The organism is Nocardia sp. bgisy134 (genome assembly GCF_965341865.1).
Classification (GTDB): domain Bacteria; phylum Actinomycetota; class Actinomycetes; order Mycobacteriales; family Mycobacteriaceae; genus Nocardia.
In genome coordinates this window covers 16,362-37,909 of sequence record NZ_CBDQZP010000034.1, presented here as the reverse complement: position 1 = coordinate 37,909, position 21,548 = coordinate 16,362, and the positions used below count along the sequence as shown (strand labels likewise).

The window sequence follows — 21,548 nt, the reverse complement described above, 5'->3', positions numbered from 1 at the left end:
TGGACCTACGGCACAACCGACCGGAACCGTCGTGCCACCGCTATTTCCCGATGACCAGCAGTTTTCGGTGTTGCAGCAGGTTGGCGTACTGGTCGATACCCCCTCCGGACACCAGTGCTAAACACAGCATCGGCCTCGACAACGGCAACCCGTTGTCGAGGCCGATAGCGTATGGCGAGGTGGAGGGCCCGGTAGAGGTCCGCCTTGTCGGTTCAAACGCGGTGCTGTCGGCTTGGACGTCGCGGTCGCCCGCGGGGTACCCACGAGCTGTGCGCTCAGTGCCAGTCGGTGGTCTCGCTAGTTCATACCTCACTCCGCAAGGCGGTGCTCCGTGGCTACGTCCACTGATCTGGACGGCGTCTGTCCACGAATTTGGACGGCACCGAGAAATCGGGCAGGGGTAGTGTCCGCGGATTTGGACGGCGCCTGTGCGGGTCCGGACGGTGATGGCGGAGAAGTGCGGGCCGGGGTGTGTTGAGGCATGGTGGGCACCAAACCGGGGGTGATTCAGCCATGGCCGACAACGGGATACGTATCGACGTCAATGACGCCTTGGGGTTGGTTGAACTGTTGGAGTTCATCCGAGACTTCTTCGGCGCGGCGGGGCTGGCGGTGACCGAGGAGTTCGCGGCCGTTCGTGGGGACCGGCACGTATTCAGTGGGAGATCTGTGTGTCGATCTGGAGCGTTATCAGCTGCTGCTGGGAGGGATTCCCGGTGATGATCTGCCGCCGTGCCCATGTCGTCCTCGTGCCTACGCGGAATGGGCGAACAAGTTTCGGTGACGGCCGCAGTGCCCAAGACAACAAGCGGACCTCGGCGATACGTCGGTCGGTTGCTCGGTCTGCCGGTACTGGGCTGTGAGGTCGCCCTGGTTCAGGTTTCGAGCCTACCCGTCGAACATCTGGGGGCAGTAGCGTTGTCGGTCGTGGGTGACGCTCTTATAGCCAAGCTGTTTGCGCAGGTGACCGACGTGGATCCGGAGGTTCGCCGAAAAGGCTTGGAAAGGTTGGCCGACTGGGGTGGCTACATCTACAACGTGTTGGTGGAAGTGCTGCGATACGAGGAGTACTCGTACGCCTGGCCGGACTGCGCCGACATGCTCAGCGAAGACCTCTGTGACAGCAAGATCTCCTTCAACGTCTTCATCGATGACCTCATCGAAGCGCCGAACGAGGTCGTGTTCGATCGGTTTGCCGGTCTGCTCGGGCTACCGGCCGGAACTCACCCGCCCCGCTTCGCCATTGACGGTCACAGTGGCGACTCCGTGCTACCCGCGCCCGCGGTGGCTGCTGGCCTCCATCAACGGGCAGCCGTGCTGGTGGCACTGCTGGGCAGCCCGCTGGAGCGGGTGCGGCAGAATGCAGTGTGGTTCCTGGCCGAACTCGGCCCCGGCGTCGCCCCGGTACTGCGCGCCGTACGAGACACACGAATGTTGGGCCGGCGCGCCGCGATCAGCGCCCTGGCGGAGCTCGACTGGGCCGAGTTGGGCACGGCCGACCAAGCGTTGGTTCAACGCCTGATTCGGGTCAAGCAGCTCACCGAAGTGCCGCAGCCGGTGATCCCGCAGGGCGAGTGGTACGCATTGCCGACGACCGACCAGGCAGCAGTGCTGGCCGCGTTCGATCTTCGAGACCCGGTGCCCGTGACCATGCGTATGGGATTCGCACCCTGGCAGCTGGACGGCCCGTGGCGGCCGTTGCCCGAGTACATCGGCTACGGCATCACCGGCGCGTACGGGCAGGTGTTCGTCACACCGGCCTTGGACGGGTGGACGTTGGTATTCGCCGACGGCAGCGTGCTGACCGCGGACGGGAATGTGGCTGACGGTGAAGTTGCGTTCGCCTCCGCGCACCGCCGCTGCGCGGAGTTGAGCCGCCGCTTCGGGAAAGCGCACTGGTACCTCGAAACCGAGAGCGGTGGATGTTCGGATCAGAGCGGATGGTGCGTCGCCGACAAGGGTGAGGTCGTGCGGTACTGCTACTACGACTTCGATATCGACGGCGGAGTGCAGATCGGCCCTGCGGCCGAATCCGGACGGCAACCGACCGTCGAGGAACTTCGGGCCTGGGTGAACGAGCATGACCCCGGCACGGGAGTCCCACCTGTGCGACTGGAGACCCCGCCCAGCGAGTCGACAGAAGAGAAATTCAAGGCGTGGGTGCTGGAAAACTTCGCACCCCCTCCCAAGGATGAGAGGAGCTATGAGGACATCGACGACGAGTTCGACGATGCCGACGACGTCGACGAACCTCTCGACACTCAGCGGGACGAAGGGGAGTCAGGCGGCTGGGAATTCAGGTCCCTCGAGGTGGCCTGGCGGCTGTCGGTGAGCCCCGAAGCACTTGGACCGCATACACGTGTCCAAGGCACCGGCGTGCTGGCCGTGCCCGCTGGCAAGCCGCACAGCAGACGCTATGGGGCCCTGCCCATCTGACGCTTCGGCGACTGGTAGTCGCCCCAGCGGACGAGTTCGGTGTGAAGGTCGACTTCGATGGTGCCGAAGAAGTCGATATTCTCGCTGTGCGCGGGTCGAGATACGGGCCGGCAACTGTTCGATTCCCCTGGGCCTGTCGTACTCAAAAGTCGCGGACTGGCTGTGCCGGAGCAGAGTTGGCACCACTCTGGTCAACTGGAGCGCTACCCACGCTCCGCTCACCGCGTTCGACGGGCGAGTTGATCTCATCAGCCCAAGCGTTCCAGCCAGGAGTCGCCGAGGTGGATGCCGACGAGATCGCCGCCCCGGTACTCAGTTGAGGTCCCGGCCTGCTCGGCGGCACTCGGTTGCACAGCGATCTCGGAGGCCGCGGCCTTTTGCCGGACGAGATCAGCGGCGGTGTGTCCGACATCCGCGAGTGCATGCTCGGGCCACGGCTCTCGCTCGTGACGATCCTCGCTTGCGATCGCATGGAAGATGGGGTCGTCGTCCACGTCGTATCGAGGCGAGCCCTGCTCCGTCGGGCAGTGCGGCCGGGAGGAAGTTGGCGAGGTTATGTCGTGCTGGTGCCGTCGTATCCGGTGAGTTGACGCAGGACTGCCGCGGTGTCGAGGAAGACGCGTTCACCGATGACGTAGCCCTCGTCGTCGAAGGTGACGACGGCGACCATCTCGATGGCGATCGTGTTCCCGCTCGACGCTATTCCCGCGTAGTGCCCGTCGTGGGTACCGTCGAAGCGAACCAGCGCGGCGCCAGTGGAATCCACTTGCCCGAGGGGTTGGATAGTGGCGGTGAGGTCGCTGAAACCGTCGAACAGCGCGGATTCTCGGGCAGCCAGCGCCGCAAGACCTTGCTGCGGGCCTGTCAGGGGTGAGTCGTAGGCGGCGGGCTCTCGCCACAGGCCGACGACCTCCTCGACGCTGTGCTTGTTCACTGCGGCCGCGGCCGCGGTGGCGAACTGCTGGATGAACATGTCGCACTCTCTCCGGATCGATCAATTGGTTTGGGGTGCAGGCGATTCCGGCCGGACGGAACGCTCGGCGAGCGCGATTGCCCACTTGGCGGGAATCCGGCCGGCGATGCGCGCCAGCAATGCGTTCGCTGCGCCGTCGACGATGTCGGGGCGGTTGGACCCGATTGCGCACAAGGCCGCTTCGACGACCTGTTCGGGAGCACGCCGGCTGCCGACCGAGGCGTCCTCCCCGGCGATCTCGAAGAATGCGGTGTCGGTGGCACCCGGGCTCACGGCAAGTACCTGGACCCCGGTACCGCGGGTCTCGGACCAGAGCGCGCGGGTGAAGGACAGCACATACGCCTTGGTCGCCGCGTACACCGCCATGTGCGGCACCGGCTGAAACGCGGCGGTGCTGGCCACGTTGACGACGGCTCCGCGTCCGCGAGCGATCATGCCGGGCAACAGGATTGCGGTGAGCTCGGTCAAAGCGGTGATGTTCACCGCGATCTGACTCGAGACCGCCCCGAGGTCGGCATCGGCGAGGTCGCCATGGATTCCGAGTCCCGCATTGTTGACGAGCGCATCGACGGTGATCGCACGCTGGGCGAGCAGTTCGGCGACGCCCACCGCGGCGTTCGGGGCGCTGAGGTCCGCGGGGATGACCTCCACGCTCGAACCGAATTGCGTGTGCAGTTCGTCGGCCTGTGTTCGCAGCACGGCCTCCCTGCGGGCGACCAGAACGAGGTCACCACCGTCTGCGGCGACGCGTGCGGCGAACGCGCGCCCGATACCCGATGACGCCCCGGTCACCAGTACTCGCTGTCGGTCGAAGTATCCGGCCACCACTACCTCCTTAATTAAACCTGCATGCTGGTCTAATTAATACCGCTATGCTGAGGCCATGGCAAGCCCCCACCGCAACACGCCGGCCCGGCGACGCGTCGGCCGCCCGTCCGGCCCAACCGAACACGGAGCGGCATCCCGAGAGCGGATCCTCGATGCCGCCGCCGCTGTGTTCGCGCAGGTCGGTTACGACCGGGCACGCATGGCCGACGTGATCGAAGCGAGCGGAATGACCAAGGGCTCGGTCTACTTTCATTTCGAGAGCAAGGAAGCCCTCGCCGTTGCCGTGCTCACCGAGAAGCACGCGCAATGGCTCGATCGGGTACAAGCACGACTGGCCACGGCACCCCCCGGGCTGCAGCGGATGGAAGCGCTGTTGCCCGCCATGCTGGATCTCCACCGTGACGACCCCGACGCCTGGGTCATCTCGCGCCTTGCCCAGAACCTCGCCGAGGTGCCCGCGACCCGAACCCTCGCCACGGAACTGACCCGCCGATGGATCGACCGCGTCGCCGACCTCATTCGCGACGCCCAGCACATCGGTGAGGTATCAGACGGAGTCGACCCGGAACTGCTCGCCACCGTCCTCGTCGGCGCCTTCGACGGCCTGAAGACGACCATCGAAACAATAAGCGACGACCCCCACGCCGCCGATCAACAGCTCGAGGCCTGCGGCGCCCTCCTGCTGGCGATGATGCAGTCGGTCGCCCTGTCACGCTGATCGACCTCGACAGTCCGCCGGCATGGATCCGCCGGCCCCGGCATCGCCGTCCGACAGCCGCCCGGAGCCGCTGTGGGCGCCAGGCTTCCAAACATTGTTGTATTACAAACCCAGAGGCGTTGACTCGGAAACTGCTGCGCCCATTGGCTGAGAGGGCTTGGGCCACTTTCTCGATGCCGGGCTCGGGTATAGAGGGTGGTGCTGCTCTCGCCGTTGGCGTCGGTGTGTCCTGCGTAGGCGTGGGCGACGGCGTGGCCGAAGTTGCGTTCGACCCAGGTCTGTGTGGTGTGGCGGAGCCAGTGGGTGGTGATGCCCAAGGGCGCAGCGCGACAAAGCCGCTCAGCTCAGTCAGAGCGGAACCGCCAAACGTGTCGGCGCACCATCAGTCAGCAAATGTCCGAGCGTGTCACGCGATTGCGCGGTAATCGGCTACCGAACGTTATTAGCCACAACGTTGCGAGCCGTAGTCCGTCTCGGGTGCAGGCCGCCGCTCAGCGGGGCATTGTCCGGATTTTTGCGGCTGTCTTGGTCAGAGAGTTGTGGCAACTCTTCGCTACCCGCTGCCATCTCCTACCCGCCGTCGCGCATGAGCTTCGGTAGCTGCCAAGCGCGGTCGGCTGCGGGGGGACGCTGATGCCCACATTCGAGCTCGACACCTGCCTTGTCGCGCAAGCTGGGGCACCACCGGGAGCCGGTCCATACGATGAAACCGTCTTCGTACCACGAGACGTCGAAGTGTGCGTCGCCGATCACATGCTCCGCGTGGTCGCTGCCGTCGAACTCGACCGTGAATGCCTCTCCCGGACACATCCAAAAGTCCTCGCCGAGGGGTTCGAGCCAGATCACCAGCTTCTTGCTCTCGTGCGTGTTGGTCAATCTGAGCTTGGGCATGATGGCAGCGTAGGTGCTGGCCCCCCGGGGCATTCCCCTCGGCAGAAGAGTGCCTTCTCCGCGGCAACGAATTCGTCGACGCGCTGTGTTCGGATCGCTGCCTGCTGAGCCTGGTTCGAGGCCAGGGATAACTGCAAGTACCGTACTGTTGCGCGATCTGTGAGCTGGCGTGGGGAGGGGAGATGGATGTCGAAAGAGGTTGGCGGGAACCAGTTCCGGCCAGCGGGAGGATGCGCAGAAGCCGAGCAGACGGTCGATTGCCGAAGCGAGGGCGGCGTTCGTCGAGTTCGACAAAGGTTCCACACTCTCGCCAAATGCGAATGGATCCGAAAAGGCATGCCGCTGTGTCTGATCGGCGATTCCGGCGCCGACAAGTCCCACCTGCTGATCGCGCTGGGCACCGAGGCCGCCATGGCCGGGTTCCGAGTCGAATACACCCTCGTCGCCAAGCTGGTCAACGAGGTGGTCGAGGCCGCCGACGACAAGGTGCTGACCAAGACCATCGCCCGTTACGGCCGGGTCGACCTTTATGCATCGATGAACTCGGCTACATGGAGCTGGACAAACGCGGCGCCGAACTGCTGTTCCAGGTTCTCACCGAACGCGAGGAGAAGAACTCCGTCGCGATCGCCTCCAACGACAGCTTCGGTTCCTGGACAAAGACTTTCACCGATCCCCGGCTCTGCGCGGCCATTGTCGACAGGATTACCTTCGGCGGCAACATCATCGAGACCGGCACCGTTTCCTACCGGCTCGCCCGCACCAAAGCCGCCACCGGCGCCAGCTGAGATGACCGACGCCGATCCCGCCGACGCCATCGAGCTCGGCGAACTGCTGTTGCTCCTCCACGACTGGATCAGCACCGATCAACACGCCCGCCTAAGCTTCAACCGCTACCTCACCGACGGCCACTACACCGCCGACGACCTTCGCGCCGACCTGCTCCGATTCGCCTTGCTACTCGGCACCGAGATCCCGCCGTCGCGCTGACCTGTGATCGGAAGCACCCGGCATTCCGGAAAGAGCAACGGCCCCAACGGCTTATGCTCCCTGCTCAGGGAGGAACCAGCTCATGGCCAGTCGCAAACACACTGTCACCGCTTCCGAAGTCCAGGACGTTCTCAACTACTTCGGCACCTGCCCCATCTGCGACTACCCTGCTCGCGCCTGGCTCATCACCGCCCAATTCGACGACGGCCGCGTCGAAAGCCAAAGCATCGCCGCCTGCGGCGGCTGGTGCGGATGGAAAGGCCCCGTGAACCCCACACCCATGACCGGCGACACCGTCGTCCTGGCCCAGAGCCGCAACACGATCACCTCGACCGCACCGGCACTTCCGCCCGCCTGACCGCCGTCAGAGTTCGCGAACAACACGCCCGCCGCAACCCCGCCGACTGCCGTCACTATTGATGAACAACCGCCGTCGGAGATCGCGAGCAAAGCCAGGCGGGCGCGGGGCGTGCGGCCTGGCGCTGCGCCACACGAGATCCGGCTGGCGCTCGGCTGTTATGCACCCGTCCTGGGACCGATTCGATCAGTTCCGTGTAGCCAGAGCGTACATTTGGGTGCTCGGGCCCCCGTCGGACCGGCCGACGGCGAGCTGTGGGGCACGGGCGATCGTATCGGGCGGTTGGCCCCAGAACGAATCGCTAGGGCGTCGTGCCTACCCGTGTCGGGCTACGTCCTCGCACAGGATGCTCGGCCAGCGTGCGAGATCGGCCGGTGTGTGCGCCACCTCCAGTGTGGCGGTCGGTAGCAGGTCCACCAGCGCCTCGGCGGTCGACACCGGATGGGCGGGGTCGTCGATCCAGGCCAACACCGTGGTCGGCACCTCGATCGCGGCGATCGCCTCGGGGGCGGGCAGGTCGCTCATCGCTGCCCCGCGGAACAGTGAGGGCAGTAGGTGCTCGGCGACATCCGGCACGGTTTCCGGCGTTCCGACGGTGGCCGGCGGGCGAGGCGCGGTGAGATCGGCACCGAGGAAGGCGTCGAGTCCCTGTTCCTCGATCAAGCGAGCATTCTTCCGGTAGATGTCGGCCTTCGCGGCGCGGGTGCGCCAGGCGGTCGCGGGCACCAGCAGGGTGAGGCCGGCGAATCGGGCAGGATCGCGGACAGCGGCATGCAGCAGTGTCCCGGTGCCCATCGAAGGACCGACACCGTGCACCTGTTCACCGGGGAACCAGTGGTCGAGCAGTTTCAGCAGGTCATCGGCCAGAACCGGCCACCGATAGTCCTCGGGGACGGTACGGCCCGTCGAGTGGCCGTGGCCGCGGGCGTCGTACCGCAGCAGTCGGGTTCCGCTGAGTCCGCGGCCGAGATCGAGGTCCATCAGACGGTCGCGGTGGCGGCTGGAGGTGAGGCCGTGGAGTTGGACGACGGGGTGGCCGCCCTCGTCGCTCAGTTCCACGGCGAGGTCGGCGCCGGGAACACGGAAGGTCGGCACGGCGGCTCCAGGGTGCTGGTGAGACGGCGATCGCTCGGGAAGAAGCCTAGGATACCGTCATGCGGCTGACCAACGTCGCGCACTTGCGCCTGCCGTTCGGCCGCCTGCTGGGCTTCGACGTCATTGCGGGTCGGGTGGGCCGGTCACTTCCCGTGTCCTTCGACCAGCGGCGCCACGTCGGCGCCGGCGACCGAGCGGGATCCTGGATGGCGTTGTCCTTCAGGCTCTCCGCGCCGGTACCGCCGGACGAGCTCGCGACCTGCTGGCTGGCGGTGATCGAGCGGCACGGCACGCTTCGGTCGGTCTTCGTGCCGGGCGAGGACGGCGAGCCTCGGCTGCACGAGGTCGATATCCGCCCCGGCGGCTGGGTCGAGCATGTGATCGCTCCGGGGCAGGCGGTCAACGATGCGCTCCGCGCCGTGCTCGACCGTGCTTGTTCACCGTACGGTCGTCCGTCGTACCGGCTCTGCGTGCTCGAGACCGCGGTAGGGCCGACCGTGGTGGTCGCCGCCGACCACGCGCACGTCGACATGTGGTCGATGTTGGTGATCGCGCGCGACCTGCTCACCGCGCTGGCCGCGGTGCAGAAGGGTCGTGCACCGTCGTTGCCGCCGGCACCCGCCTTCGCGGAGCACACCCGCGCGCTGCGGGACCGCCCGCCGGCACCCGACGAGGTGCACCGCCGCTGGGCAGAGGTGCTGGCGGGCAGCGGCGATGTGATGCCACGGTTCCCGCTGCCGCTGGGTGAGGCGACGTTGCAGGAGGAGCGCGTGGAGGTGCGCGATGTCCTCGACGTCGACGACAGCGCCGCGTTCTCGGCGCAGGCCCGCGACGACGGCGTCTCGACCTTGGCGCTGGTGGTGGGGGCGATGACCGAGGTGACCCACGAGTTGGCCGGCACCGCACTGCGGGCCGTGTTTCCGGTGCACAGTCGGTACGACACCACCTGGCACGACTCGGTGGGGTGGTTCATCACCAACTCGGTGCTCGAGTCGGCCGACCCCGATCCCCGTGCCAGCGCGGAGGCGGTGAAGGAGGCCGTCCGGATGGGGTCCTGGCCACTGGAGGACATCCTGCGTCCGTGGGGCGGGATGCCCGAGGCGCCGGGGATGTTCGCGATTTCGTGGCTGGACCTGCGTCGGCTGCCGGTCCGAATCGACGCGACCGGATTGGAGGCGCAGTACGTCGGCGCGACGATTCGGACCGACGGCGTGATGCTCTGGTTCATCCTCGACGAGGCGGGTCTGCACCTGCGCTGCCGGTATCCGGACACTCCCGAAGCCCGGCGGCACGTCGGCGCCTGGCTGGACACGCTGATCGCCCGACTGCAGTCACGGGCACGGGCTTCGGTCGGTGGTCGGCTCCGACTCGGCGACCGGATCTATCGTGTGCAGCGGGCGGGGCGTGCCGACGTGCCAGCGCTGGTCGCGCTGCTCTCCGACGACGAGATCGGCCGTACCCGCGAAGGTTTCGAAATTGCCCGCTACGAGGAGGCATACGACGCCGTCACCAGGGACCCGTCGCACTATCTGGCCGTGGTCCGGGACGAGGGCGACCGGATCGTCGGCACCATGCAGCTCACCATCATTCCGGGGCTTTCCCGCGGCGGCGCCACCCGCCTCCAGATCGAGGGAGTCCGGGTCGCTGCCTCGGAACGCTCTCGCGGCATCGGAACCGCGATGCTCGAGTGGGCACACGACCACGGCAGGCACCGAGGTGCGACACTCGCGCAGGTCACCACAGACCGGGTCCGCGAGCGAGCTCACGCCTTTTATGCGCGGCTCGGGTACGACAACAGTCACGTCGGGCTGAAGCGGGCGCTCTGACCGAGTGTCAGCCGAGTCTTCCACGATGTGCCGCGTGTGCCTGCGCGAGATGGCCCACCGTGGCGAGCTCCCCGGCGTGCACAAGAGCTCCTGGTGAGCCCGCGCTCCTCGTGAGCGCTGCCACCTACGCGAATAACGCACGAAGGCACGGACTTCCGTAGTGAAGTCCGTGCCTTCGCGCGTCTTTCGGCAGGTCAGCCAGCGTGTATCTGCCACTCCGTCCACGCCTCGTCGAGCAAGACCGCGACGGCGTCGTAGATCTCCCAGGTATCGGGGACGTGATAGGTGGTCTCATACCGCGCGATCGCGGGGATGGATTCATAGGCGCGGAGGTATTGCCGGTAGACGGCCTTGGCGAAGGCCTGTCCGGTGGCGTTGAGGTCTCCCTCGTTCAGTTCGCTGCAGCAGTGGTCGAGCAGGTAGCGGCCGGGTGTTTTCGTGCGATCGCGCAACGCGGCCAGCTCAGGTCGTGGCACCGGTTCCGGTTCGCCCCAGACGAGCACGGTCGGCGAATGCAGGTCGTGAGCGACGGCCCATGCGTAGAACATCCCGATATGGGTTGCTCCTGCCTCGCGGTCCAGGCCCAACTCCGCGGTTGTGTCCGAGTGCCAGCCGCAGTCGTCGTAGGTCATAGATCCCCCAGATCAGAATGGTAGCCGGACAGCACATCACGAAAGATGATCTCGGGTCATGATGACCGAATGGTGCTGGGAATGGCTCGATCTCCAGGCGATCGATCGGGGAACCTACGGTCGCTACCAGAGCAAGATCAGGCTCATCCTCCTGTATCTCGACAGACTAGCGGTCCACGAAATGCGCGAGCCACACGTCCTGAAACTGATGACCGGACTCCATCGCACGGGCTATTCGTTCGACTACCGAGTCGATATCCATCGCATGCTCACCCGGATCACGGCTGCAGCGAACGAGCCGAAGCCACCGTGGTGATGCCCTGTTCTATCGAGACCTACGCCAAACCGAACCGGGATCGCCCTGAGCTCGCCGCCTACTGTCCGACGATGACGGAGTTCTGGACCTGCTTTCATCTGATGCCCGAGGAGACACGCATCGCCCTCGCGCTCGGTGTCGGTGTCGGACTTCGCCTCAGCGAAGTGCTCGGCGCGATTGCTGACCACCCCGGAAGCAGCCCGGCCGAGCATGCCAACCGACACGACGATCGTCCCGCTACGCCGACGAGGCTGCTAAGTTCAAACCCCAAGCCGCCTGGGGCTTTCGGCGAGCACCTCTGGGGACGATCTCCTAGCGCCAACAGCGTGTCCGAGGTTGGACGTGTGCGGACACTTCGCCGACCGGGCATACGCGGTAGAGATCCAGTGGTCCCCGCTCGACCCGACTACCGGTAGCAGTAGGAGTCGGAGGAGGCGTCGCCGCCCTGGAGGCGCACCTGGTGCACCCGCAGACCTCGAAAGTCCTCGTCGTGCGGGAAGAACGACTCGTCGATGGTCATTCCGCGGTCGGGATCGATGCGCATCACGGCCATCCAGGCGCCAACCCCATCCGGGTAGAACTGGTCGTCCCACGCGCCATAGAGCGAGTTGGTGACGTAGACCCGCCGACCGTTACGGCTGATCTCGACCATCTGGGGGCCGCCGGCAAGCGGCTGGTTCGGCGCGGCCGGGTGGGCGGTGCGGCCCACGATCCCGCCGAGCCGGACCGACCCGGTCTCTTTCGGGTCAGCCGGATCGTGCACGTCGAACTGTTTCAGCTCCCCGGTACCCCAGCACGAGACGTAGAGGTATGCGTCATCGACCGACAGGTCGATGTCGGTGACCAGCGGCGGCACCGCGCCGAACGGTTTCAGTGCCGGCGGCAGCAGGTCGGGATCGGCCGGCTCGGCCGGGATGGTGATCACCTTGTCGACCGCCCACACGCCGCCATCGCGATGCCAACGCCACACGGAGGCCGACAGATCCTCGGTCGAGATCACCACGCCGACGAACCCCCAAGCGGCGTCCGGATCGTGCGACGGGCGCAGCTCGAGTGCCATCTGGTATTGCTCGCCGAGATCGATCCGCTGCTGGTGCCGACCGGCGCTGAGGTCCCAGAAGTGGATCGCGTGGCCGTACTTGTTGGCCAGCAGCAGCTCCGGGTTCAGCCCGTCCTCGATCATGGCTGGGGTGCCCCACTCGCTGCTGATCAGCGTGTTCTGGTTGAGATGCCACCAGGCGTCGTACGCGAGGTATTGCGGCCCACGGTTGGTCTCCCACTGCCGCAGCACATCGAACGTGCCGTGATCGAGCAGCGCGATCCCGCCCGGCCCGTCCGATCCGTCTGCCCCGCCGAGGCAGGTCATGAACACACCGTCCGGCCCGCAGTGCAGCGTGTGTGGACGGGAGTAGCCGGCCTTGGCCGCGAGCTCGGAGCTGTCCACGATCTTGGACAGGGTGGGCTGGCGTGGGTCGGGCTGGGTGTCGAACACGTACAGGCGCGACGAGCGCAGACCCGGCACGATCAGGTACCGCCGAGTCAGCCCCTCAATCTGGTGGCCCTCGTGCTTCAGCGCGCTGCTGCAGGCGTTCCAGCCGAAATGGTGCAGCTCGTTGCCCAGGTGGGGTACCTCGGTCCAGCCCACCACCCGGCCGTAGGTGGCCGAGCCCGGATCCACATCGATTACTGACAGCGCATCTGGCTTCTGTGCCGCGCGGTCGAACGCAACAACGTATGCGAGCCGCTCCGGTGGCGCGGCCGCCGCCTCCGCTGCGCTCCGATAGAAGGTCGGGTCCAAGTCTGAGTGATTCATTTCCAGCCTCCTTCATGTCGATAGGCGGAGACCCACGCACCTCGCCCGATCTGGCGGTTCCGAGGCGAGCGCGACCCGTGTGGTCGCGTGCCGTATGGCGCGGGCAGGCAATAACAGTCTCGGCCTATCGACGCAGATCCACCAGCTACCGCCAGCGCGGCGGCAGAGTGCGAGGTACGGCGCAGTTCCGTCGAAGAGCGTTAGCCGGAGAATCTGGATGCCAGCCCACCCTGCTCGTGCACAGCGAGGACGCCGCAATCCCCGACGGTGCCCGCCGTTTCCACGCCGGACTCGCCGGCCGCAAGGACATCCTGTGGACCCAGGGCAGCCAGTTCGACTTCTACGACCAGGAGCCCCAGGTCACGCTGGCCGCAGACACCGCCGCCGCACACTTCGGAAGGACCCTTCGATGATCCTCGTGACAGGCGCCACCGGCAACGTCGGCGGCGAAGTAGTCCAGGCACTCGTCCGGGAGCAGCAGCCGGTCCGCGCGTTGGTACGCGAGCAGACCGACCTGCCGGTCGAGCAGGCCGTCGGCGATCTGAACGAGCCGGCCTCGCTCGCCACCGCCCTCGACGGTGTCGGTGCGGTGTTCCTGCTGCCCGGCTACCGCGACATGCCGGGCCTGCTCACCGCGATGCGGCAGGCAGGAGTGAAACGAGTTGTGTTGCTGTCTAGTCTGGCCACAGTCGCCACCGACACCCGAAACGCTTTCTCGGAGTTCATGATCCGGTCCGAAAGCGCAGTCCGTGAGTCCGGTCTGGCCTGGACTTTTCTGCGTCCCAACGCTTTCATGTCCAACGCACTGCGCTGGCTGACCCAGCTACGGTCCAGTGACGTCGTCGAAGATGGTTTCGGTGATGTGCCCATCGCATCCGTCGACCCCTATGACATCGCGGCCGTCGCGGTGCGGGCACTGCTCGACTCCGGACACGAGGAACGCATCCACATGCTGAGCGGCCCGCAACGGCTGTTGCCGGCTGAGCGGCTGGCCCTTCTCGCGCAGGTACTCGGTCGCGATCTGCGCTTCCATCCGCTCACCGATGAGCAGGCCCGTGCCGACATGAGCGAAAGGATGCCGGAGGAATATGTCCACGCCTTCCTCAGCTTCTACAGCGACCGGACACTCGACGAGTCCCTGATCTACCCCACGGTGGACGAGGTGACAGGCCATCCACCTCGTACTTTTCATCAATGGGCAGTGGCTCACGCAAACGACTTCCGCTGAATCTTCTGTGAGGTGCAAAGACTCCAGATGAACCAGGCATTGCGGCGTTGTCTCGTTGCGGGCGCCGCTGCCGCATGCGCCATCATGTGGGCGGCGGGCTGTGCGAGCGAGGACACCTGCGACCTGCGGACTGCGACAGCAGGGGAGCCGGGCTACTTCGCCTCGCTCAACCCCGGCTCGGTCAACACCTATTGGATCCAGGCATCCGAAGGGCTGATCGTCGTGGACACCCTGCGCACAGAGACCGACGCGCGCAATGCGATCGCTGAGATCAACAAGACGGGCAAGCCGGTCGCCGCGGTGCTTGTGACCCACTCCCATCCCGACCACGTCGTCGTCGCCCGGCGCCTTCAAGCAAGCATTCCCCGCTGCTGCCATCTACGCCTCCAAGACAACCGACCTAGCCATGCTGCCCCAGTTCGAGCAAGGGCTCGATGTCGGACTACTCCTCGGATTGATGCTGGGAACGACCGCTGGCACTACTATCGGTCTCACGGCAGGCCGGTACGCGATCGCGTCGGTGCTGTTCCGTGTGACCGGTACCTTCGCGCCACGGCCCGCTCCGTTCCTGAACTGGGCACGCTGCCGTGCTCATCACTCACACTGAGGCCATACCCATGCCGGGCGGGCCCGGCACGAGCGGTCCGGGCGCGGCACCGACGGACTCGCCGTCCCGGGCCTTCCCGACCGGCCTCACGGGTTCCCCGGCGACAACCACCACCAGTGGGTTTCCGGAATACCGGGCGGGAGCAGGTCGTCTGGCAGCGGCGAGACCCGGTGCGCGCGTTCGCGGAGTTCCTCGTCGGCCTCCCGCAACAACTCGACGTCGTAATCACCGGCGTACAGCAACGCGGCGCCGTCGAATTCGTCCATGACGAACTGCACCGAGGACCGGCGCCGACACGCCGATGTCCACGAGTCCCAGCCGTCCACCGAGGAATGCAGTGACGCTTCTGTGGTGGCGTCGATGTAATTGTGGAACGCCCACCCGTTGCGCCGCACGAGACCTATTACCCGCTCCCGGAATTCGGCCCACCCGGAACCTGCCTTCGCCCGCTCGGAGTCGAGGCAGACCTCGAACAGATACGCCATCGCCCGCCTGAATGCGGAATCGCGCCCACGTATCACATCATCCGCGCCGGAGTCCGCGATCGACGCGGATTCCTCGAATGCCGCGATCGTGTCACGCATCAACTTGTCTCTCACAGTCGAAGCCATTTTCTCATCTCCGCCATCGTCGGAATTGCGCGCCATATCGATCCCCTTACGAATCAACCGAGGTGGGCTGAATAGGTCAGCACCCTAGCCGATTCCGCTCGCATGTCCGTTGTCGGCCTCGGCACGCGGATATTGAACGTCAGCGGCCGATCCTGCGACGTCTCGGCGCGAGCGACGGGCATCGCCGCGAAGGTCCGCGGGACCGTGCGCTGAGCCATCTCGATCGTTTCCCGCAGGTGCTGTAGTAGGTCACCCGCCCACGGTGCGGTTGTTCCGTCGCCGGAGTTCGGCGTGGATTCGCCGGGTCGCAGCGAGAGCAGCGGCGGCACTGTGAGGAGCGGGCGCGGTATTCCGGTCGGGGCGGGATCGGCGTCTTCGGGCAGGATCTGCGGTGCGTCCGATCGGGCGCCGCCGAATTCCCATTCCGGCGGCAACTGTTTGTCCGGTCCCAGCCGAACCGCCTTCGGAGCGCCGTACGAGGCGATGGAGGCACGCCCCTCGGTATCGACCCATACGATCGCCTCGGTGATCTTCGTACCGCCCGCGCCGTCATCGATCACTCGGTGAAAAACCAGTTTCGTCGCTCCGGTCGCGTCGTCGACCCCGACCTGAACCAAACGGCCCTCGCGGACGGTTCGGGCCGCGCTGTTCTGATACGACTCGATCTCGGTCGGCCCGACCTTCTCGATATCGGGGTACTCATCGCGGTGTTTGAGGGTGTGATACGCACTAGAGACCGGGTCATCGAAGCCCAACCCCTCGGCATTGCGCAGCGCCGATACCATTGCCTCGTCGGACAGATTTGCACCGAGATTCACCGCGCCGCGTCCGCTGCGCAGGACCGTCTGGACATCGATCGCCAACATCTCGTCGGCAATGCGATTTTCGAACATCCGCGCCGCGAGGGCATCGAGATTTTGGTTCCGGTACAGCGACGGGTCCAGCGATCCGCGATATTCGTCGAATTTCAGTTTGTAGTACTCGTAGGCATTGGAGAATCGCCCCGGATTATTGCGCCCGCCCTGCTCGAACGCCCATTGGATGGCTCGGTCCTGGATTCCCTCCGCCAAAGCCTTCTTCTTGAAGGTCGTGCCACCACCGACCAGGTCCGCCGCTCGCTGCCGAGCGCGATCGGTCGCGGGCCGGTCACCCCAGATCGCCTGGCCCAGGGAATCCTCGGTATCACCGATCCGCGTGTCGTTGAGAAGCGCCTCGCCTTTGGCGATGCGCGCTTGGCGATCGGCCTCCTTCTTCGGATCGACACCGGGTCTCCCGCCCCCCTCGGACTCCGGCCGACCGGAAGATCCGCCCGGCCCGGGTTCCGACGAGCCGGGACTCGGCGGCCTACCGAGCTCGCTGTCCGCAACACGGTTCGACAAGCTCGCCGTCCGCTACCAAGCCGTCCTGCACATCGCTGCCACGTTGAACAGGTAACGTCGGCGGCCTTTCAGCGCGACAGACAGAAGACCCTCCCGGTGGTGCGCCGGGAGGGTCTACCGAGTACTGCAAGCCTCAGCCGCAGACCCACAGGGCATCGGCCTTGTTGTCACCGTCGGCGGGCACATTGCCCTTGCTGTTGTCGGGGACCGAGACGAGCAGTTGCCACTTCTGACCGGTCCAGTTGTAGACGCCGACCGTCTTTCCGGTGCGGTTCCAGTACGAGCTCAAACGATCTCCCATTCCGCCGTTGCCGATGTCGTGCAGCAGGCAGTTGTTGTCGACCTGCACGAACATGCCGGAGCCGTCGCGGTGGTCGTAGCCGCAGAACAGTCCGCCCGGGCAGTCGTAGGCCGCCGATGCCGGCGCCGGCGCGAGGGCTGCGCCGTACCCGGCGACCGCGATGGTGGCTGCCGCCGCGACGCTGAGACGGCTAAACAGTCTGAGTGACAACATGATTGACCCTTCGAAGCCGGTGGGATCGAGTGTCGGTGGGCGGAAATCCGCCGCACTCATGATGGGTGGTCCGGACCGTCCGCGACTATCCACCTCGCGCGAGTTCTGTCCGGGCTGCGCGGTGCGTCAGGCGCGCAGCGTCACCGACGGCGGCACACCCCATCGCCGCCGGTACAGGGCCGAAAAACGGCCCAGATGCCAGAACCCCCAGTCCGCGGCCACCGCGGCGACCGTGGTCATAGTGGGGTCCGCGGCGACCAGCGCGGAGTGCACGCCCACCAGCCGGGCTTCACGCAATCGCGCCGTCGGTGTGGTGTCGAGGTATCGCCGGAAGCCCTCCTGGAGACTCCGCACCGAAAGTCCCACTGCCTCTGCGATATCGGTGACGGTGAGCATTTCGTGCGCATGGTCGGCGATGAGTTGCTCGGCCCGGCGGATGGGTCGTGGCGTCGACCTTCCGGGGGCGTCGTCGAGCAGGAGCTCCGAACAGCTGTTCGGCTGGGCCAGCAGGAATTGCGACATCATCAGCTGCTCGACCTGCGGCCGCAGCCGCGGATCCAGAAACAGGCCCGGACCTTCGGCGTCGGTCTGCAGCATGCGCAGCGATTCGAACCAGGTCCGGGCGGCCGGTGATCGCAACTGCATGGCGATGGCCATCCGCAACGGACGATCCGGCGGCCGGCCCAGCATCCGCCGCAAATGGTCGTCCAACGCGGCACGGTCGATTCGGACCAGGAGTTGCCTGCTGCTCTCGTGCCAGTTCATGTCCAGGGGCGCATCCGGGTCCGGAACCGAGGCCACCGCCGGGTCGCAGGCAATATCGGCGGTGCCGTCGAGCACCCGGACCCACCCGGCCAGCGGTATTTGAATCAGGCGGAAGGTTTCGATGGGGTCGGTCCGGATCCGAACCTGAACCCCGTAATGCTTGTAGACCAGGCCGATATCGCCGTACCGGACGATATTGCAGCTGGCCTCCATGGTGGAGGCGCCCGGGTCGAGCCGGTGCTCACGCAGGATGCCGGCCATCCCCGCTCGGGCCACCTCGGGGTCGTCGGTCCGAAAATAGCGATGCCCCGACAGCGGTTCGACGAACATTCCGACTGCCCTCCCGGCAGCAGGCGCCGCGCGAACGGGCCTGGATCAGTGGATGTCGACGGTATTGTCCGTCGGACACCCGGGGCACACAAATTCTGCGGGAGTTCCTCACCGACAACCAGATCGACCAGAACTTCGACACGTCGTCATCGACAGGTGAACGTTCTAGGCGCTGGACTTGGCGTCCTCGGCCCAGAGCCGGTGCTCGTCGAGCACGGCCACCAGATCGTTGGTGCCGGACATGATGTGATCGCGCATCAGCGTGGTCGCCGTCTTGGCGCGGCGCTTGCACAGCGCCTCGGGGATCGCCGGATGGAAATGGCGCGTCTGTTCGGTGTGACCCTCGATATCGCCGAAGAACCGGTCGGGTAACTGTTTGACGATCGAACCCAACAGCCGTCACCAGACGGTGCGAATCGGCGGCGAGGTTGATCCGGCGATGGAACTCGCGGCCGAGAGTCACGGTCGGTATCGCCCGCGGTCATGGCCCTGCCGTACTCGGGGACGACATCGCCGAGCTGCTCGAGTTCCCGGGCCGAGATGGTCCTGGCCGCCCGTCCCGCCAATTCACCGGCCAGCGTCGCCTGGGCCCAGACAGATCACGCACATCCTGGCGGGTGAAGGCCGAGATGAGGTTCCCCCGCTCGGTCGGAGAGCGAACTACCAGGTTCCAGCCGGAACCAGATAATCCGCTCTCCGGATTAGCGGGGGAACCGTCATTTCCATCTGCCGACGCACCATTGGATCGATGGCCGCGTCGGCAAGCTGTTGATCAGGTGGACCCGGCACGATCGATGCCATTCATCAGGCGGTCAAGCGATAGCGGGCGGGATCGGCCCGTACGTGTTCGCGACCTCACGGCAGGCGTCGAGGATGCGGTCGACCTGGGAGTCGGTCAGTGCGGCATGAAGCGAGAAGCGGATCAGGGTGGCGTCGTCGGGGGTCGCGGGCGGCCAGAACAGCGAGCCGAAGACGCCGAGCTTTTCCAGATGGTCTCGGACAGCGATCGCATGCGGCGCGGGCCCGGTGGGTAGTGACACCAGGTGGCCGGCCGCCCCCGCCAGCTCGAATCCCGTCGTGCGCAACGCTGTTCGGATTCGGTGCCCCACCTCCCGCAGCCGGTCGCGCCGGGAATCGGATTCTTGGATCACCGCGAGCGTCGCCGTCAGCGCGGCGATATCGGCGTGGGGGACGGGCGAGGAGAACACCGCGGCCGCCGCCTCCAACTGAAAGTATTCGGCGAAATCCGGATCACGAGCGAAGACGACCCCGGCGTGCCGGGCGAACGCCTTGGCCAGACTCGCGGTGCGATAGGCGACCCGGTCGGTGAGGCCGAGCGCCACGACCACACCCGCACCGCGCGGTCCGGTCACGCCCAGCGCGTGTGACTCGTCGACGATCAGCACACCACCGGACTCCTCGGCCAACGTGCACAGCGCGGCCAGCGCGGCGTGGCTGCCCCCGGTGCTGTCGATCGCGTCGACGCCGATGACGCCGGGGCCGTGCGCGGTGATCAGTGCGCGCAGGTCGTCGAGGACGTTGTGTCGGAAGGAGTACACGGGCGCGCCTGCGGCCCGAGCGCCGAACCGCAAGGACATGTGTGTGCGGCTGTCGAGGTAGACGGGGGTTGCGGGATCGGCGATGGATTGCAGCAGACCGACATTCGCCTCCCACCCTGATTGGCACAGCACTGCGCTCTGCGCGTGCACATGGGTGGCCAGCGCGGCTTCGAGGTCGGCGCTGGCCCGCTCCGCGCGGTGGCCCGTCGCGGGCGGGCGGTCGAGCGCGGCTCGGCACACCGCCACCGCGATCCGTGGGTCATCCGCGAGCGCGAGGTAGTCGTTGCTGGTCAGCACGATGTCGTGGGTGGCGGGTGCGCGGCTGTGGCGTGGGTTTCGGGCACCCCACCCACCCAGGATGCGTTCGTGGTGGGACCGTTCGATGCGGGTCCGAATACGATCGGCGACGGTTGCCGCCATGCCGGCCTCCCAGGTCTCGTCCATGTCCAACAGCACCCGCCCAGCATTCCGCAGAATGGCGTTCGGCGACCCCGGGAAAATCTGACGAAACATTGACATCATGTCCGCGCTGTCAAATGTGACGGAATTCTTACCGCTGGTCCGGTACAGCGGGATTCGCTGGGAATTCCAGGCGAGCATCGACAGACTCGACCCCATGCGAGTGCTCTTGACCGGCGCGGCCGGTTTCATCGGGTCCCAGGTGCGGCGCGTTCTGGCTAATGCCGGGCACGAGGTGGTTGCCGTCGACCTGATGCTGGCCGCCGCACACGGTCCGGCGGCGCCGCCGCCGGTCGGCGTCGAGCGTGTCGACGTGCGCAACCCAGCGGCCCTGGACGACCGGCTCACCGGCATCGACGTGGTGTGTCATCAGGCCGCCGTCGTCGGGGCGGGTGTGAGCGCCCAGGACGCGCCCGCCTACGCCAGCCACAACGACCTCGGCACCGCGGTGCTGCTGGCCGCGATGTCGCGGGCGGGCTGTCGACGCATGGTGCTCGCGTCCTCGATGGTGGTGTATGGCGAAGGCTGTTATCGCGCAGCCGATTCCACTTCACGGGTACCGGCGCCGCGCAGTCGGGACGAGCTCGAGCGTGGCTTCTTCGAACACCGTGACCTGCACTCCGGCGAACCCCTCGGCTGGGCCCCGGTCGGCGAGGACACGCCGGTGCGCCCCCGCAGTCTCTACGCGGCGAGCAAAGTCGCCCAGGAGCACTATGCCGCGGCCTGGGCGACCGCCACTGATTCGGCTGTCACCGCGCTGCGCTATCACAATGTGTACGGCGATGATATGCCAAGGGACACACCGTATTCCGGTGTCGCCGCGCTGTTCCGGTCGGCACTTGCGGCGGGCGTGCCGCCGCAAGTCTTCGAGGACGGCGGGCAGATGCGCGATTTCGTGCATGTCCGCGATGTCGCCGCGGCCAATCTCGCCGCGGTCGAACGGCCGCTGCCCGGTTTCGTCGCGCTGAATATCGCTTCGGGACAGCCGATCTCCATCGGAGCGGTCGCCACGCTGCTCGCGGCCGCCCACCTCGGACCCGCGCCAGTGATCACCGGGAAGTTCCGGCCGGGCGATGTCCGCCATGTCGTGGCGAGTCCGGACCGCGCCCGCGAGCTGCTGGATTTCACCGCCGCGATCGGGCCGGAGCCCGGACTGACCGAATTCGCTCGTGCGCCACTGCGCGCCGTCGGCGGCGCGGGCGCGCCAACTTGGTGAACCG

General features: G+C 66.4%; 22 protein-coding genes and 3 pseudogenes. 12 read left to right on the top strand and 13 right to left on the bottom strand.

The genetic code is table 11. The annotated features are described in order from the left end of the window. The first annotated feature begins 834 nt into the window (after positions 1 to 834). Positions 835 to 2,436 carry a HEAT repeat domain-containing protein gene (locus tag ACRWNM_RS35420; protein WP_431972525.1) on the top strand — a complete coding sequence of 534 codons (1,602 nt, stop codon included), beginning with the start codon at positions 835 to 837 and terminating at the stop codon, positions 2,434 to 2,436. A 248-nt stretch (positions 2,437 to 2,684) separates the two neighbouring features. Here ACRWNM_RS35420 and ACRWNM_RS35415 read toward each other — a convergent pair whose 3' ends face one another. From ACRWNM_RS35415 to ACRWNM_RS35405, 3 genes are read right to left on the bottom strand one after another with little or no spacing between them, the layout of a single operon-like run. After that, positions 2,685 to 2,930 carry a hypothetical protein gene (locus ACRWNM_RS35415; RefSeq protein ID WP_431972524.1) on the bottom strand — a complete coding sequence of 82 codons (246 nt, stop codon included), beginning with the start codon at positions 2,928 to 2,930 and terminating at the stop codon, positions 2,685 to 2,687. Between the two features lie 59 nt (positions 2,931 to 2,989). Continuing rightward, the gene (locus ACRWNM_RS35410; RefSeq protein ID WP_431972523.1) at positions 2,990 to 3,409 is read right to left on the bottom strand and encodes an ester cyclase; all 420 of its coding nucleotides are present in this window, start codon (positions 3,407 to 3,409) and stop codon (positions 2,990 to 2,992) included. Positions 3,410 to 3,430: 21 nt separating this feature from the next. Beyond that, a complete protein-coding gene (locus tag ACRWNM_RS35405; RefSeq protein ID WP_431972528.1) occupies positions 3,431 to 4,201 on the bottom strand; it encodes an SDR family NAD(P)-dependent oxidoreductase in 771 nt (256 codons plus the stop codon). A 91-nt stretch (positions 4,202 to 4,292) separates the two neighbouring features. Here ACRWNM_RS35405 and ACRWNM_RS35400 point away from each other — a divergent pair, with 91 nt between their 5' ends. After that, positions 4,293 to 4,955 carry a TetR family transcriptional regulator gene (locus ACRWNM_RS35400; RefSeq protein WP_431972522.1) on the top strand — a complete coding sequence of 221 codons (663 nt, stop codon included), beginning with the start codon at positions 4,293 to 4,295 and terminating at the stop codon, positions 4,953 to 4,955. 570 nt (positions 4,956 to 5,525) lie between these two features. Here ACRWNM_RS35400 and ACRWNM_RS35395 read toward each other — a convergent pair. Next, on the bottom strand, positions 5,526 to 5,846 hold the full coding sequence (locus tag ACRWNM_RS35395) for a hypothetical protein (RefSeq protein ID WP_431972521.1): 321 nt from the start codon (positions 5,844 to 5,846) through the stop codon (positions 5,526 to 5,528). Between the two features lie 300 nt (positions 5,847 to 6,146). Between ACRWNM_RS35395 and ACRWNM_RS35390 the strand changes: the two are divergent. From ACRWNM_RS35390 to ACRWNM_RS35380, 3 genes and pseudogenes are all read left to right on the top strand, one after another. After that, positions 6,147 to 6,634 (top strand): annotated as a pseudogene (locus tag ACRWNM_RS35390) (ATP-binding protein); the annotation flags it as partial. Between the two features lies 1 nt (position 6,635). Then, positions 6,636 to 6,836 (top strand): hypothetical protein, encoded by a 201-nt coding sequence (locus ACRWNM_RS35385; RefSeq protein WP_431972520.1) that lies wholly within the window; start codon positions 6,636 to 6,638, stop codon positions 6,834 to 6,836. Between the two features lie 82 nt (positions 6,837 to 6,918). Then, positions 6,919 to 7,194 (top strand): hypothetical protein, encoded by a 276-nt coding sequence (locus ACRWNM_RS35380; RefSeq protein WP_431972519.1) that lies wholly within the window; start codon positions 6,919 to 6,921, stop codon positions 7,192 to 7,194. 315 nt (positions 7,195 to 7,509) lie between these two features. Here the strand turns inward: ACRWNM_RS35380 and ACRWNM_RS35375 are convergent, their stop codons facing one another. Beyond that, entirely contained in the window at positions 7,510 to 8,289 is a 780-nt protein-coding gene (locus tag ACRWNM_RS35375) for an alpha/beta fold hydrolase (RefSeq protein ID WP_431972518.1), read from the bottom strand. Positions 8,290 to 8,348: 59 nt separating this feature from the next. On the opposite strand from ACRWNM_RS35375, the gene ACRWNM_RS35370 reads away from it, so the two are divergent. Continuing rightward, a complete protein-coding gene (locus ACRWNM_RS35370; RefSeq protein ID WP_431972517.1) occupies positions 8,349 to 10,115 on the top strand; it encodes a GNAT family N-acetyltransferase in 1,767 nt (588 codons plus the stop codon). A 25-nt stretch (positions 10,116 to 10,140) separates the two neighbouring features. Beyond that, a pseudogene (gene rpsN / locus ACRWNM_RS35365) lies at positions 10,141 to 10,212 on the top strand (type Z 30S ribosomal protein S14); the annotation flags it as partial. Between the two features lie 97 nt (positions 10,213 to 10,309). Here rpsN and ACRWNM_RS35360 read toward each other — a convergent pair. Beyond that, on the bottom strand, positions 10,310 to 10,747 hold the full coding sequence (locus ACRWNM_RS35360) for a hypothetical protein (RefSeq protein ID WP_431972516.1): 438 nt from the start codon (positions 10,745 to 10,747) through the stop codon (positions 10,310 to 10,312). A gap of 58 nt (positions 10,748 to 10,805) precedes the next feature. Between ACRWNM_RS35360 and ACRWNM_RS35355 the strand changes: the two genes are divergently transcribed. Beyond that, complete coding sequence (locus ACRWNM_RS35355) at positions 10,806 to 11,063, top strand: hypothetical protein (protein WP_431972515.1); 258 nt, start codon at positions 10,806 to 10,808, stop codon at positions 11,061 to 11,063. Between the two features lie 406 nt (positions 11,064 to 11,469). On the opposite strand, the gene ACRWNM_RS35350 is transcribed toward ACRWNM_RS35355, so the two are convergent. Then, positions 11,470 to 12,876 carry a selenium-binding protein SBP56-related protein gene (locus ACRWNM_RS35350; RefSeq protein ID WP_431972514.1) on the bottom strand — a complete coding sequence of 469 codons (1,407 nt, stop codon included), beginning with the start codon at positions 12,874 to 12,876 and terminating at the stop codon, positions 11,470 to 11,472. Positions 12,877 to 13,112: 236 nt separating this feature from the next. On the opposite strand from ACRWNM_RS35350, the gene ACRWNM_RS35345 reads away from it, so the two are divergent. From ACRWNM_RS35345 to ACRWNM_RS35335, 3 genes and pseudogenes are all read left to right on the top strand, one after another. After that, positions 13,113 to 13,289 carry a hypothetical protein gene (locus ACRWNM_RS35345; RefSeq protein ID WP_431972513.1) on the top strand — a complete coding sequence of 59 codons (177 nt, stop codon included), beginning with the start codon at positions 13,113 to 13,115 and terminating at the stop codon, positions 13,287 to 13,289. Next, positions 13,286 to 14,104, top strand: a complete 819-nt coding sequence (locus ACRWNM_RS35340; RefSeq protein WP_431972512.1) for an NAD(P)H-binding protein — start codon at positions 13,286 to 13,288, stop codon at positions 14,102 to 14,104. The genes ACRWNM_RS35345 and ACRWNM_RS35340 overlap by 4 nt, the downstream gene beginning before the upstream one ends. Positions 14,105 to 14,131: 27 nt before the next feature. Next, a pseudogene (locus ACRWNM_RS35335) lies at positions 14,132 to 14,443 on the top strand (MBL fold metallo-hydrolase); the annotation flags it as partial. A 354-nt stretch (positions 14,444 to 14,797) separates the two neighbouring features. On the opposite strand, the gene ACRWNM_RS35330 reads toward ACRWNM_RS35335, so the two are convergent. The 6 genes from ACRWNM_RS35330 to ACRWNM_RS35305 all read right to left on the bottom strand — a co-directional run bounded on the left by ACRWNM_RS35330 (position 14,798) and on the right by ACRWNM_RS35305 (position 20,325). Then, positions 14,798 to 15,295 (bottom strand): hypothetical protein, encoded by a 498-nt coding sequence (locus ACRWNM_RS35330; protein ID WP_431972529.1) that lies wholly within the window; start codon positions 15,293 to 15,295, stop codon positions 14,798 to 14,800. A gap of 80 nt (positions 15,296 to 15,375) precedes the next feature. Continuing rightward, positions 15,376 to 16,701: a hypothetical protein gene (locus ACRWNM_RS35325; RefSeq protein ID WP_431972511.1), complete on the bottom strand. Its 1,326-nt coding sequence runs from the start codon at positions 16,699 to 16,701 to the stop codon at positions 15,376 to 15,378. 133 nt (positions 16,702 to 16,834) lie between these two features. Next, complete coding sequence (locus ACRWNM_RS35320; RefSeq protein ID WP_431972510.1) at positions 16,835 to 17,275, bottom strand: peptidase inhibitor family I36 protein; 441 nt, start codon at positions 17,273 to 17,275, stop codon at positions 16,835 to 16,837. Between the two features lie 66 nt (positions 17,276 to 17,341). Next, positions 17,342 to 18,310, bottom strand: a complete 969-nt coding sequence (locus ACRWNM_RS35315) for an AraC family transcriptional regulator (protein WP_431972509.1) — start codon at positions 18,308 to 18,310, stop codon at positions 17,342 to 17,344. Between the two features lie 165 nt (positions 18,311 to 18,475). Beyond that, positions 18,476 to 18,703, bottom strand: coding sequence for a hypothetical protein (locus ACRWNM_RS35310; protein ID WP_431972508.1), 228 nt, complete (start codon positions 18,701 to 18,703; stop codon positions 18,476 to 18,478). Between the two features lie 419 nt (positions 18,704 to 19,122). Then, the gene (locus tag ACRWNM_RS35305; protein ID WP_431972507.1) at positions 19,123 to 20,325 is read right to left on the bottom strand and encodes an aminotransferase class I/II-fold pyridoxal phosphate-dependent enzyme; all 1,203 of its coding nucleotides are present in this window, start codon (positions 20,323 to 20,325) and stop codon (positions 19,123 to 19,125) included. Between the two features lie 160 nt (positions 20,326 to 20,485). On the opposite strand from ACRWNM_RS35305, the gene ACRWNM_RS35300 reads away from it, so the two are divergent. Continuing rightward, on the top strand, positions 20,486 to 21,544 hold the full coding sequence (locus tag ACRWNM_RS35300; RefSeq protein ID WP_431972527.1) for an NAD-dependent epimerase/dehydratase family protein: 1,059 nt from the start codon (positions 20,486 to 20,488) through the stop codon (positions 21,542 to 21,544). Positions 21,545 to 21,548 lie beyond the last annotated feature (4 nt).